Raw genomic sequence first — 13,387 nt, 5'->3', positions numbered from 1 at the left:
CGCGGATCTGCCCAGCGGGGCGGCGAGCCCGAGGTCGCAGGGCCACACGCCTGCACGCCCTCACGCCCTCAGGCCCTCAGGCCGAAACGCCGTCGATCCGGGCCATGGCATCCTCCGCGCCGAACGGCTGCAAGTACGGCAGCCAGCGCGGGTCCCGGTGTCCGGTTCCGATGATGCGCCAGGCGAGGCCGCTCGGCGGGGCCGGCTGGTGGCGCAGGCGCCAGCCCAGTTCCAGCAGGTGCCGGTCGGCCTTGACGTGGTTGCAGCGGCGGCACGCGGCCACCACGTTGTCCCAGCGGTGCTGCCCGCCGCGGCTGCGCGGAATGACATGGTCGACGCTGGTTGCGACGCCACCGCAGTACATACAGCGCCCGCCGTCACGTGCGAAGAGCGCGCGGCGGGTGAGGGGGACGGGCCCCCGGTAGGGGACGCGCACGAACCGCTTCAGCCGAACCACGCTGGGCGCGGGGACGATGCGGGTGGCACTGTGCATGAAGGCGCCGGATTCCTCCAGGGAGACAGCCTTGTTCTCCAGGACGAGGACGAGCGCGCGACGGAGCGGTACGACGCCGAGGGGCTCGTACGACGCGTTGAGGACCAGGACGTGCGGCACGGTGGATGCCTCCTTGTACGCCGGCGGCGCGTGGCTCGCGCCGGGACGATCTGCTCTCAGTCTCTCCTCATGCCTGGTCGAAGCGCCACCAACGCCGGGTAACGGGCTCGGAGTGTTTTCGCCCACACCTGACCCTTTCCGACCGTTCGCGCGCGGATCCCCATGGTTCCCCCGGTTTCCGCGCGTGGGATACCTCTCTCCGCCGAACGGGGCGGCGGATGCGGCCGTGTTGCGCCGTTAGTGTGGAGGTTCTGCCCGCTTCCCTGGAGGTTTCTGCTGTGAACGCCGTGCACGCCGTGACCTGGTCCCTAGCGACAGGTGACAGCTCTCGGACCGCTACGGCCGACACGCTCGACAACGCTCAGAACTCCGCGACCAATGCAGCCGACTGGGTGCAGCAGAACTGGTCCACCTGGCTGTCGATAGGCCTGCGGATCGTCCTGGTCCTGGTCATCGCCACCGTGCTGCGTGCTCTCGTCCGGCGGGCGCTCACCCGGCTGATAGAGCACATGAACCGCAGCGCGACGGCTGTCGAGGGCACCGCGCTCGGCGGCCTGCTGGTCAACCAGGAGCGCCGCCGCCAGCGCTCCGAGGCCATCGGCTCGGTGCTGCGCTCGGTCGCGTCCTTCGTGATCCTCGGCACCGCGGCCCTGATGGTGCTCTCCACACTGAAGATCGATCTGGCTCCCCTGCTGGCCTCCGCCGGAGTCGCGGGTGTCGCGATCGGGTTCGGTGCGCGCAATCTGGTCACGGACTTCCTCTCCGGCGTCTTCATGATCATGGAAGACCAGTACGGCGTCGGGGACAGCATCGACGCCGGTGTCGCGTCCGGTGAGGTCATCGAGGTCGGGCTGCGGGTGACGAAGCTGCGCGGCGACAACGGTGCGATCTGGTACGTGCGCAACGGCGAGATCAAGCGGATCGGCAACCTCAGCCAGGGCTGGGCGACGGCCGCCGTGGACGTGCAGGTCAAGCCCACCGAGAACCTGGAGCGGCTGCGCGAGGTGATCAGCGAGGTCGCGCGGGACCTGGCCAAGGACGAGCCGTGGAACGAGCAGCTCTGGAGCCCGGTCGAGATCCTGGGCCTGGACTCCGTGCTGCTGGACTCGATGGTCATCAGGCTCTCCGCCAAGACCATGCCGGGCAAGGCCCTGGGTGTGGAGCGCGAGCTGCGCTGGCGCCTCAAGATCGCGCTGGACGAGGCCGGCATCCACGTGGTGGGCGGCCCGGTCGCGGTCGACACGGTGGAACCCCCGGTCGACTCCGCGGCGTCCACGGCGGCCCCCTCGGCGCTGGCCAGCCCGACTTCACCGCAGTCTCTCGCCGCTTCGCCGATCCCCCCGCAGAACCTCGCGAAGTAGCGCCCCGAAGCGGCGACGGTTCCCCCCGATCCGCCCCTGTCCGCCGTCCGCACCACGACCGTCCGCTCCCCGTGGAGATGAGCGCCCCGCGTCACGCGGGGCGCTCGTTCCGTGTGTCCGGGCAGCCGTCCAGGTAACGCTTTGGTTGCCGGACCGGGGCGGCCCATTGACGCCCGGCTGACCTGCGGCCTACGTTCCTTCCACCGAATTGGAAACTTTCCTAACAGTGGTACGAGGGGCAGGTGCGTACGACATGGCCGGTGGCACGACTCCAGGAACCCCACGCGTTCTGCGGGCGATGAACGACCGGGCCGCCCTCGACCTGCTGCTCGAACACGGTCCGCTCTCGCGCACCAAGATCGGCAAGCTGACCGGACTGTCCAAGCCGACCGCATCTCAGCTGCTGGCCCGTCTGGAGGCCGCCGGGCTCGTGGTGGCCACCGGTACCAGTGAGGGCCGCCCAGGCCCCAGCGCACAGCTCTACGCGGTCAACGCCGCGGCCGGCCACGCCGCCGGGATCGATGTGGACCCGCAGCGCATCCGGGCCGCCGTCGCGGACATCACCGGACGCACGGTCGGCGAGTTCCGTATCGCGACCCCCGGCAGACGCGGCGGCGGGGTCGTCCGACAGGTCACCGACGCCCTGGACGGCGCCGCGAAGGCCGCCGGTCTGGTGCGGGCCGATGTACGGCGCGTGGTGATCGGGACCCCCGGCGCCTTCGACCCGAACACCGGGCGGCTGCGGTACGCCTCCCATCTGCCCGGCTGGCACTCCCCCACGCTGCTCGACGAGCTGGCGGCCGCACTGCCGATGCCCGTCGAATACGAGAACGACGTCAACCTGGCCGCCGTCGCTGAACAGCGTCTGGGCGCCGCCCGCGGACACGACGACTTCGTACTGCTCTGGAACGAGGAGGGCGTCGGCGCCGCCGTGGTCCTCGGCGGCCGGCTGCACCGCGGCTTCACCGGCGGCGCGGGCGAGGTCGGTTTCATGCCGGTGCCTGGCGCCCCGCTGGTGCGCCAGGTGACCAAGGCCAATGCCGGCGGCTTCCAGGAGCTCGCCGGATCCCAGGCGCTGGCCAGGCTGGCCAGGGGGCTCGGCATCGACAACGTAGGCAGCGGTTCGCACACCGAGGTGGCGAGCGGCCTGATCGCCGAGGCCTCACAGGCCACCGAGGGCCCGTACCGGCATCTCCTGGAGGTTTTCGCGACCGCGGTGGCCACCGGCCTCGCCTCGCTGGTGGCCGTACTCGACCCCGAACTCCTCGTCCTCTCCGGCCGGCTGATGGTGGCGGGCGGCGAGCCGCTGCGCGAACTCGTCCAGCGCGAGCTGGCCGAACTGGCCGCGTCCCGGCCCCGGCTCGTCCTCGGTTCCGTACAGGAACAGCCCGTTCTGCGCGGGGCGTTGGAGAGCGCCCTCGTCACCACCCGCGACGAGGTCTTCGACACCTCCGCCCACTGACCCCGCGGGGCCGGGCCGGCCCGTTCCGGCTTCGCACCCTTCGATTCCCGGCGCTCCGCACGTCCCCGAGTGCCTCCACGAGCAGCAACCGCGCGTACCCCCGTACAGCCCCAGATCCGCCAGAGGGAGATTCCGTCATGCCCAGAAACCGCCGGCTGGCCACGGCCGTCGTCGCTGCCGCTTCCATGACTCTGCTCGCATCGGCCTGTACGGGCCAGAGCCAGGGCGGGGCCAACGACGACGCCAACGCGAGGACCACCATCACCTTCTGGCACGGCTGGAGCGCCGCGAGCGAGGTCAAGGCGGTGCAGGCGGACGTCGACCGCTTCGAGAGGGTCCACCCGAACATCAAGGTGAAGGTCGTCGGCAACATGACCGATGACAAGATCAACCAGGCCCTGCGGGCCGGTGGTTCGAACGCACCGGACGTCGTCTCCTCCTTCACCACCGACAACGTCGGCAAGTTCTGCTCGTCCGGGGCCTTCGCGGATCTCAAGCCGTTCCTGGCGAAGTCGGGGATCGACCTGGACAAGACCTTCTCCAAGCCGCTCCAGGACTACACCCAGTTCAACGGTGTGCGCTGCACGCTCCCGCTGCTCAGCGACGCGTACGCGCTCTACTACAACAAGGGCGCCTTCAAGGCGGCAGGGATCACCGCCCCACCCAGGACCTGGACCGAGTTCGACCGGGACGCCGTCAAGCTGACGAAGTCCCAGGGCGACTCGTACCAGCAGCTCGGCTTCATGCCGACCTTCCACGGATACGAGTCGACGCCCAGCCACATGGTGGCGCAGTGGAGCCCCACGTACGTGGGCAGGGACGGCAAGTCCGATATCGCCGAGGACCCCGCTTTCGCGAAGATGTTCAACTGGCAGCAAGGCCTGGTGAAGAAGCTGGGCGGCTTCGGCAAGCTGGAGAAGTACCGGGCCGGCTTCGGTGACGAGTGGGGCGCCAAGCACCCGTTCCAGACCGGCCAGGTCGCCATGCAGGTCGACGGTGAGTGGCGGCTCGGGATGGCCCAGGACGCCAAGTCGAAGGTGGACATCGGCGTCGCGCCGCTGCCGGTACCCGACGACCAGGCCGACTCGTACGGCAAGGGCTACATCACCGGCACGATCGCCGGCATCGCGTCCACCAGCAAGAAGCAGAACGCCTCCTGGGAGTTCGTGAAGTACATCACCACCGACACCGACGCGGTCGTGGACTTCGCCAACGACATCCACAACATCCCGTCCACACTGGCCGCGCTCAAGTCGCCGGAGCTGAAGTTCGACCCGCGGCTGAAGACGTTCCTGGACATCGCCCGGAACCCGCGGTCCAACACCACGCCTCCGTCGGTCAACGGCGGCACCTACCAGACGACGCTCCAGGACTTCGGATACGACTTCGAGTCCGGCAGGTCGAAGGATCTGGAGGCCGGTCTGCGGAAGACCGCCTCGCAGATCGACAAGGACAACGAGAAGGCGAAGTAGCCTCGCCATGACCACGTACACCCCGCGCTCCAAGCGCCGCCGCGCGGCGCTGCGCACGGCAGCCTTCATGTCGCCCTGGCTCATCGGGTTCTGTCTCTTCTTCGTCTACCCGCTGGTCTCGACCGTCTACTTCTCGTTCACGAAGTACGACGGCTTCAAGGCCCCGGCGTTCAACGGCCTGACGAACTGGACGTATGTCTTCAGCGACTACCCGGACTTCTGGCCCGCGATGCGCAACACCCTGTGGCTGGTGCTGGTGATGGTCACCTGCCGGGTGGTGTTCGGGCTCGGCATCGGGATGCTGATCACGAAGATCAAGACCGGTGCCGGGATCTTCCGGACCCTCTTCTATCTGCCGTACCTGGCCCCGCCGGTCGCCGCGACGCTGGCCTTCGTCTTCCTGCTCAACCCGGGGACCGGGCCCGTCAACTCGATCCTCGGTGACATCGGGTTGCCGACACCCGGCTGGTTCACCGACGCCACCTGGTCGAAGCCCGCGCTCACCATGCTCGCGGTGTGGGGCATCGGCGACCTGATGGTGATCTTCATGGCGGCCCTCCTCGACGTACCGAAGGAGCAGTACGAGGCGGCGGAGCTGGACGGCGCGTCCGCGGTGCAGCGCTTCCGCTTCGTGACGCTGCCGAACATCTCGCCGATCATCATGTTCGCCGTGGTCACCGGGGTGATCCAGGCAATGCAGTACTACACACAGCCCCTGGTCGCCGGGAAGGTCGCATCGGGCATCATCGGTGGCTCCGGGCAGCAGTTCTCGCCCGGCTTCCCCGACAAGTCCACGCTGACCCTGCCACAGCTCGTCTACACGCTCGGCTTCCAGCGCTTCGACTACGGCTCCGCGTGCGTGGTCGCGCTCGTCCTCTTCGCCCTGGCCATGGCGTTCACCGCACTGCTGATGCGGCGCCGCAGCGGGCTCGTACAGGCAGGTGACTGACCCTCATGACACAGCTCACCCACGTCGCCGGCCCGCCGGCCCGCGCCCAGGCGGACGACGCCGGACGGACCGCCCGCCGCAGGGCCCTGCTGCACTGGATCGCCGTGCACGCCCTGGGCGTGGCGGCGGCGCTCTTCTTCGTGCTGCCCTTCGTCTTCGTCATCCTCACCTCGCTGATGAGCGACCAGCAGACCCTCACCCGCGACCTGTGGCCGCACACCTTCGAGTGGTCCAACTACCGCAGGGTCTTCGACACCCCGGGCTTCCTGACCTGGTGGCGGAACACCCTGCTGTACGCGGGTCTCGGCACCGTGCTGACCGTGGTGTCGTCACTGCCCGTCGCGTACGCGCTCGCCAAGTTCCGCTTCCGCGGACGGCATCTGTCGCTGATGCTCGTCATCTCGATGATGATGCTGCCGCCGCAGGTCGTCATCATCCCGATGTACCTGTTCTGGGCGAAGCAGCTGGACCTGTCGGGCACGCTCTGGCCGCTGATCATCCCAATGGCGTTCGGTGACGCGTTCTCCATCTTCCTGCTGCGGCAGTTCCTGCTGACGATCCCCAACGAGTACATCGACGCGGCCAAGGTCGACGGCTGCGGTGAATTCCGCACGCTGCTGAAGGTCATCGTCCCGATGGCCAGGCCGGGGATCGCCGCCGTCGCGCTCTTCCAGTTCTTCTACGCCTGGAACGACTACTTCGGCCCGCAGATCTACACCTCGGAGAACTCGGCCGCCTGGACGCTCTCGTACGGCCTGGAGTCCTTCAAGGGCGCACACCATACCGACTGGAATCTGACCATGGCCGCGACCGTCCTGGTCATGGCCCCTGTGATCCTCGTCTTCTTCTTCGCACAGAAGGCCTTCGTCGAGGGCGTCACACTGACCGGAGTGAAGGGTTAGCTGAAATGAAGCTCGCAGTAGTGGGGGGCGGGTCCACGTACACGCCCGAACTGATCGACGGATTCGCGCGGTTGCGGGACACACTGCCGATCAGTGAGCTGGTGCTCGTCGATCCCGCGGCCGACCGTCTTGAACTGGTGGGCGGCCTCGCCCGGCGCATCTTCGCCAAGCAGGGGCACCCGGGCGTCATCACGACGACGCAGGACGTCGACGCGGGGGTCGCCGGCGCCGACGCGGTCCTGCTCCAGCTGCGCGTCGGCGGCCAGGCCGCCCGGCAGCAGGACGAGACCTGGCCGCTGGAGTGCGGTTGCGTCGGGCAGGAGACCACCGGCGCGGGCGGCCTCGCCAAGGCGATGCGCACGGTGCCGGTGGTACTGGACATCGCCGAGCGCGTACGGCGCACCAACCCGGACGCCTGGATCATCGACTTCACCAACCCGGTGGGCATCGTCACCCGGGCACTGCTCCAGGCCGGGCACAAGGCCGTCGGGCTCTGCAACGTGGCCATCGGCTTCCAGCGGAAGTTCGCCGCACACCTCGATGTCGCACCGTCGGAGGTGTTCCTCAACCACGTCGGGCTCAACCACCTCTCCTGGGAGCTGGGTGTCCGGCTGGGCGGCCCCGACGGCGAGGACGTCCTCCCGAAGCTGCTCGCCGAGCACGGTGACGCCATAGCCGGCGACCTGCACCTGCCACGCTCGGTCGTGGACCGGCTGGGTGTGGTGCCGTCCTACTACCTGCGTTACTTCTACGCGCACGACGAGGTCGTCAGGGAACTGGGGAGCAAGCCGTCTCGGGCCGCCGAGGTCGCCGCGATGGAGAAGGAACTCCTCGCCATGTACGGCGATCCGAAGCTGGACGAGAAGCCCGCTCTGCTGGCCAAGCGGGGCGGCGCCTTCTACTCGGAGGCGGCGGTCGACCTCGCGTCGTCCCTGCTCGGGGCCGGGGGATCGCAGTACCAGGTCGTCAACACGTACAACAACGGCACCCTGCCCTTCCTCCCGGACGACGCCGTGATCGAGGTGCAGGCGACGGTGGACGCCGGCGGCGCGGCGCCGCTGGCCGTGCCCGCGCTCGACCCGCTGTACGCAGGGCTCGTCGCGAACGTCACGGCGTACGAGGACCTCGCTCTGGAAGCCGCGCTGCGAGGCGGCCGGGACCGGGTCTTCCGGGCGCTCCTCGCCCACCCGCTGATCGGGCAGTACGCGTACGCCGACGAGCTGACGGACAAGCTCGTCGCGCACAACCGGGAGCACTTCGCGTGGGCCTGACAGCAAGTGTGCTGGCGATCGACGCCGGCAACAGCAAGACGGACGTGGCCGTCATCGCGGCGGACGGCACCGTCCTGGGCCGGGGCCGCTCCGGTGGCTTCCAGCCGCCGGTGGTGGGGGTCGAGGCGGCGGTGGACGTGCTGGCCGCCGCGGTGGAGGCGGCCGTCGCCGACGCGGCCGCCGGCGCACGGGCCGGTGTGCCGGTGGCGGCAGGGGGCGGCTTCGGCGCCACCGCCGCGGACGCACGGGACCGGGGGGCTCCGCCGTACGCCTCATTCGTCTCCGCGTGTCTGGCCAACGCCGATCTGCCGGCCGAGGAGCGGGAGCTGGCCGCGGCGATAGAGGCGCGTTGCTGGGCACCCGAGGTCGCCGTACGCAACGACACCTTCGCGATCCTGCGCGCGGGCGTCGACGAACCGCGCGGAGTGGCCGTCGTGTGCGGTGCCGGTATCAACTGTGTCGGGATGACCCCCGACGGACGGACCGCCCGCTTCCCCGCGATCGGCCGGATCTCCGGCGACTGGGGAGGCGGCAGCGGCCTGGCCGATGAAGCGCTGTGGCATGCGGCGCGCGCCGAGGACGGGCGCGGCGGGGCGACCGAGCTGGTGCGCACCGTGCCCGCCCACTTCGGACTGCCGACGATGTACGCCGTGATCGAGGCGCTGCATCTGGGCCGCATCCCGGGCGGGCGCAAGCACGAACTGGTTCCGGTCCTCTTCGCGACCGCGGCGGCCGGGGACCCGATCGCCCGGTCGGTCGTCGAGCGGCAGGCCGAGGAGGTCGTGTCGCTCGCCACTGTGGCACTCGGCAGGCTCGGTCTGCTGGACGTGGAGACCCCGGTGCTGCTGGGAGGGAGCGTACTGGCCGCACAGCACCCGCAGTTGGACGGCCGAATCCGGCAGCTGCTGGCCGATCGCGCTCCGAAGGCCGTGCCGCGTGTGGTGTCGGTCTCTCCCGTGCTCGGCGCCGCCCTGCTGGGGCTGGACCGGGCCGCGGCCCCCGCCGAGTCCTATGCGCGGGTGCGGGAGGAGTACGCCTGAGGTGCGGGTGACACCCGGGCGGCGTGCCTCGAACGGGAACCGAATTGATCCCCGCGGCGTATTCAAGGTGGGGAGGGCACGGGGCCCGGCGGGCACAGGTCGATCAAGATCCAGCCAATCCCGGTGTGTGTACCGGTCCCTGCGGCCATACTGCTGGCCGGGTACTTGTCCTCCCCCGCCGGGGAGGGCGGGCAACCGGCCGCGTGCAAGGGGCTGATGAGTACGGGCCATGGGTGCCGTGCTCATGGCGTTCTATGCTCATGAGTTCTGTGCTCAGGGGGTCTGTGCTCAGGGGGTCCTGCTACTCGTAGGCCCCCGTGCGCAGGGGGCCGCGCGCGGGGCCCGTGATCGACGAGTCCGTGGCTGAAAGGTCGGCGGCCGAGGGGCTGATGACCGGGAGTTCGTGTCCGCGAGCTCCACGACCGAGGGGGAGGTCAAGTGGTACACCCGCCGAACGGGGGCACAGCGCAGGGCCCGCCGCCCGCGCAGGCGCCTCCGCCCGTGCCGCCCGCGCGCGGGCCGGTTCCCGCGCCGCCCGCACAGGCACCCGCAGCGCCCGTACCGCGCAGCGCCCGTGCCGGATCCCGGGACCGGCTGCGCGCCGCGGCGACCACCGAGCCCGGCCGGCTGTGGCTCATGGGAACACTGGTGGCCGTGCTGGTCGTCGCCTTCGGCGCGGTGACCGCCTTCGAGATCTCGGACCGGGCGGCCTCCGCCGACGACGTGGTGAGCCGCAGCCAGCCCCTGAGCGCGGACGCAGCGAACATCTACCGCTCGCTGGCCGATGCGGACACCGCGGCGGCGAGCGGCTTCCTGGCGGGCTCCCAGGAGCCGGCGGATGTCCACGACCGGTACGACACCGACATCGCGACGGCCTCCCGGCTGCTGGTGAAGGCCGCCTCCCACACGGGCAGTTCGTCCGAGTCCGGCCGCCAGATCGCCCAGCTCAACGAACAGCTGCCGCGCTACACGGGGCTGGTGGAGCGCGCCCGCGCCAACAACCGGCAGGGGCTGCCCCTCGGCGGCGCCTACCTGCGGTACGCCAACCAGCAGATGAGCACCCTGCTGCTGCCGGCCGCGGAGAAGCTGTACGAAGCGGAGACGGGCAAGCTGTACGACGACTACGACTCGGCCGCACTGTGGCCGTACTTCGGCACGGCGGCGGGGATCCTGGCGCTGGCCGGCCTCCTCTACGTCCAGCGGCGCGACTACCTGCGGACCAACCGGGTGTTCAACCAGGGCCTGCTGGCCGCCTCCGCCGCATCCGTGGTGGTGATGCTGTGGCTGGTGGCCGGGCATCTGGTCGCCGGGGCGGACCTGCACACGTCGCGGACGAGCGGCCAGGAGTCACTGAAGGTGCTGAACGACGCGCGTATCAGCTCGCTCAAGGCCCGCTCCAACGAGAACCTCACCCTGGTCTCGCGGGGATCCGTGCTGACCAAGGACGGCAAGCACGACCAGTACGAGTTCGACTACACCAAGGACATGGCCGCCCTGGTCAGCGGGCTCGACAAGGCGAAGGCTCTGGCCGACGACAGCGCCGGCGGCAGTCCGGTGGCCGCCGCGGTGAAGGACGTCGCCACCTGGAAGGACCGGCACGCCGCAGCACGCCGAACGGACGACAGCGGTGACTACGACGACGCGCTGAAGCAGGTCATCGGCGGCACCGGCTCCACCGGCCAGTCCTTCGACCAGGTGGACTCGGAACTGGACCGGGCGATCGGCCATGAGCAGACGGAGTTCACCCGCGCCGCGACGGACGGCCGGGGCGCGCTGGCCGGTCTCCCGGTGGGCGCGGCGGTGCTGGCCGTGCTGGGTGCCGCGGCCGCGGGGCTGGGAATCAGCCGCAGGCTTTCGGAGTACAGGTGAGGAGGGGCAGCGTGCTGAATCCGAGGACCGGCAGATTCCGTGGCTGGGGCGGCGTCACAGCGATGGCCGCGGCGTGCGGGCTGACAGCGGCCGCGACCATGCTCCCGCTCGTCCTGGGCGGCGGCTCCGGCGACGGGGCACGGCCGGGCGGTCGCCCGTTGGCGCAGGCGCCGCCCGCGAAGGCCCCGGGCGCCGTGCCCGCGAAGGCGGAGACCTGCACGGACCCGGAGGCGAGCCTTCAGCCGTCGAGCGCCGACGGGCCCACCATCGACAGGATCAAGAAGGCCGGGCACCTGGTCGTCGGCGTCGACCAGAACAGCTTCCGCTGGGGGTACCGCGATCCGGCCACCGGCAGGCTGGACGGCTTCGACATCGCTCTTGTCCGGGCCATCGCGAAGAACATCCTGGGCAGCGAGAGCAAGGTCACCTACCGCGCCATCCCGACCAACCAGCGCATCGAGGCACTGCAGGAGGGCAAGGTCGACATCGTCGTGCGGACGATGACGGTCAACTGCGAGCGGATCAAGCAAGCCGCTTTCTCGACCGCGTACTTCCAGGCCGGCCAGCAGGTTCTCGCCCCCAAGGGCTCCCCGATCACCGGGTACAACGACACGCTCAAGGGCAGGAAGGTCTGCACGGCGACCGGTTCGACGGCGTACGACGCGCTGAAGGCCAAGTCGTACGGCGCGGTCTTCGCCGATACCGCGACCGCGCAGCGGACCGTGCCCAACCAGCTGGACTGCCTGGTCAAGCTGCAACTGGGCCTGGTCGACGCGGTGGTCACGGACAACGCCCTGGCCGCCGGCCAGGCGGCTCAGGACCCGGCCGTCGACCTCAAGGGCGACCCCTTCACCACCGAGTACTACGGCGTGGCCACGAAACTGGGCAACGACGATCTGGTGCGCCGGATCAACCAGGTGCTCGTCGACTACCGCAAGGGCGGTAATGAGAGCCCCTGGATGAAGGCGTACCGGCGCTGGCTGGCGGCGGATCTGAAGGGGATAACCGGCCCTCCGGCGCCGAAGTACCGGTAGAACGGCGCGGCCACGGGCAGAACTTGACACTGTAGGCAGCACAGGCACAGGCACAACGCAGCGGAGAGGTGATCGATGGGCGTCGCGGGTTCCGTCCCCAGCCCCGGCGGGCCGGGGAGCCCCCCCGGGCCGGTGATGGACCGGGACGAGGTGGACCATGCACTGGCACGGCTCGGTGCGGAGCACGAGGCGATCGAGACCTCACTCCTCGCCCTGCAGGATCACGCCGGGCGCAGGCTCCTCGAAGGCGCTGAGCTGACCGGGACGACCAAGGACCGCTGGGCCGCCACCGAGCAGTCCATCACCGCGCTCTGGACGTACTTCGACGCCTACGCGAAGGCACTGGAGGAGGCCCGCAGGCTCCGTTCCCGGCGGCGCTGGCCGGGCCACGAGGAGCTGGCCGGGCTCACGGACGTGCTGCGCGGCCGGGGTGTCGTCCTGGCGGGCAACGCCGCGCAGCTTCCCGCTTCTCTCACCGGGCCCGCCGGGCTCACCGAGCGGTTCTCGCTCGAAGAGCTGGTGACCCGGATGAACGGTCTGTACGCGGAGTCGCTGGACATGATCGTCGCATCGGACTCGGTGTGGTCCGCGCTGCCCGCCCGGATAGACCTGCTCGCGGCCGAGCTGGGGCGCACCCGTTCGCTGGCGCATTCGGTCGGCGTACGCCCGGGTGAGCACCCGGCGGGCGACGACCTGGAGTCGATCACCCAGGAGCTGACCGATCTGCGCGCCGGGGTGATCGCTGATCCGCTGTCCTACTGGCGCCCCACTCAAGGCAGTTCGGCCCCTGGCGGCGGGCGCCCCGACACCGGGCGCTACGACCGGGCGGCCCGCGCCCTGGAGGAGATCCGCCGCGAGATCGACGCCGTGCTCACCGTGCGCCAGGACGCCGAGCAGCGGCTGCTGCGGCTGCGGGACGTACTGACGCGGGCCGACCGTACGCTCACCGAGGCGAGGTCGGCGCGCGGTGAGGTGCTTGCGAAGATCGCGGCGTCCGAGGTCCCCGCGGTCAGCGGCCCTTCGACGGTGCTCCAGGAGCAGCTGCGGGCGGCCGCCGAGTACCGCAGGCACGCCCAGTGGCACCGGCTGTCCCCGCTGCTGGAATCCCTCGAACGGGAGGCCGATGACGAACTGCGGCGAGCCCGCGACTCGTTGTCCGCGGTCACCGCGCCACTCGCCGTCCGGGCAGAGCTTCGCGGCCGGCTCGACGCGTACAAGGCGAAGGTCGCCCGGCACGGGATGGCCGAGGATCCCCTGCTGATCGAGCGGTACGACGCGGCCCGCAGAATGCTGTGGAGCGCGCCGTGCGATCTGCGCGTCGCCGAGCAGGCGGTGCTCCGCTATCAGCAGGCCACGGCGGAGGTCCTGGTCCCGCGGCAGCCCGGACCCACCGACCACAGGGGGAACGCGTGAG

11 protein-coding genes are annotated in these 13,387 nt (G+C 70.3%); 10 read left to right on the top strand and 1 reads right to left on the bottom strand.

Annotation, left to right across the window (positions count from 1 at the left end):
• Window positions 1–76 precede the first annotated feature (76 nt).
• Complete coding sequence (locus OG584_RS23775) at window positions 77–613, bottom strand: HNH endonuclease (RefSeq protein ID WP_164265239.1); 537 nt, start codon at window positions 611–613, stop codon at window positions 77–79.
• A gap of 296 nt (window positions 614–909) precedes the next feature.
• Between OG584_RS23775 and OG584_RS23770 the strand changes: the two genes are divergently transcribed.
• The 10 genes from OG584_RS23770 (at window position 910) to OG584_RS23725 (ending at window position 13,386) form a co-directional block, all read left to right on the top strand.
• Window positions 910–1,974, top strand: a complete 1,065-nt coding sequence (locus OG584_RS23770) for a mechanosensitive ion channel family protein (protein ID WP_405784246.1) — start codon at window positions 910–912, stop codon at window positions 1,972–1,974.
• Window positions 1,975–2,227: 253 nt separating this feature from the next.
• Window positions 2,228–3,436 carry an ROK family protein gene (locus OG584_RS23765; RefSeq protein WP_405780751.1) on the top strand — a complete coding sequence of 403 codons (1,209 nt, stop codon included), beginning with the start codon at window positions 2,228–2,230 and terminating at the stop codon, window positions 3,434–3,436.
• A 137-nt stretch (window positions 3,437–3,573) separates the two neighbouring features.
• Window positions 3,574–4,908, top strand: a complete 1,335-nt coding sequence (locus OG584_RS23760) for an ABC transporter substrate-binding protein (protein ID WP_405780749.1) — start codon at window positions 3,574–3,576, stop codon at window positions 4,906–4,908.
• A gap of 7 nt (window positions 4,909–4,915) precedes the next feature.
• Window positions 4,916–5,857: a carbohydrate ABC transporter permease gene (locus OG584_RS23755; RefSeq protein ID WP_405780748.1), complete on the top strand. Its 942-nt coding sequence runs from the start codon at window positions 4,916–4,918 to the stop codon at window positions 5,855–5,857.
• Window positions 5,858–5,862: 5 nt separating this feature from the next.
• The gene (locus tag OG584_RS23750) at window positions 5,863–6,759 is read left to right on the top strand and encodes a carbohydrate ABC transporter permease (RefSeq protein ID WP_405780747.1); all 897 of its coding nucleotides are present in this window, start codon (window positions 5,863–5,865) and stop codon (window positions 6,757–6,759) included.
• A 5-nt stretch (window positions 6,760–6,764) separates the two neighbouring features.
• On the top strand, window positions 6,765–8,030 hold the full coding sequence (locus tag OG584_RS23745; protein ID WP_405780746.1) for a 6-phospho-beta-glucosidase: 1,266 nt from the start codon (window positions 6,765–6,767) through the stop codon (window positions 8,028–8,030).
• Window positions 8,021–9,070 carry an N-acetylglucosamine kinase gene (locus tag OG584_RS23740; RefSeq protein ID WP_405780745.1) on the top strand — a complete coding sequence of 350 codons (1,050 nt, stop codon included), beginning with the start codon at window positions 8,021–8,023 and terminating at the stop codon, window positions 9,068–9,070. The genes OG584_RS23745 and OG584_RS23740 overlap by 10 nt, the downstream gene beginning before the upstream one ends.
• Window positions 9,071–9,508: 438 nt before the next feature.
• The gene (locus OG584_RS23735) at window positions 9,509–10,939 is read left to right on the top strand and encodes a hypothetical protein (protein ID WP_405780743.1); all 1,431 of its coding nucleotides are present in this window, start codon (window positions 9,509–9,511) and stop codon (window positions 10,937–10,939) included.
• 62 nt (window positions 10,940–11,001) lie between these two features.
• On the top strand, window positions 11,002–11,973 hold the full coding sequence (locus OG584_RS23730; RefSeq protein WP_405784244.1) for a glutamate ABC transporter substrate-binding protein: 972 nt from the start codon (window positions 11,002–11,004) through the stop codon (window positions 11,971–11,973).
• A 75-nt stretch (window positions 11,974–12,048) separates the two neighbouring features.
• Window positions 12,049–13,386 (top strand): hypothetical protein, encoded by a 1,338-nt coding sequence (locus tag OG584_RS23725; RefSeq protein ID WP_405780742.1) that lies wholly within the window; start codon window positions 12,049–12,051, stop codon window positions 13,384–13,386.
• Window position 13,387 lies beyond the last annotated feature (1 nt).

Origin of the sequence: Streptomyces sp. NBC_00859, assembly GCF_045161865.1 — a bacterium.
Taxonomy (GTDB): Bacteria; Actinomycetota; Actinomycetes; order Streptomycetales; family Streptomycetaceae; genus Streptomyces.
The sequence above is the reverse complement of the archived record's forward strand: the minus strand, read 5'-3'. Positions and strand labels throughout refer to the sequence as shown.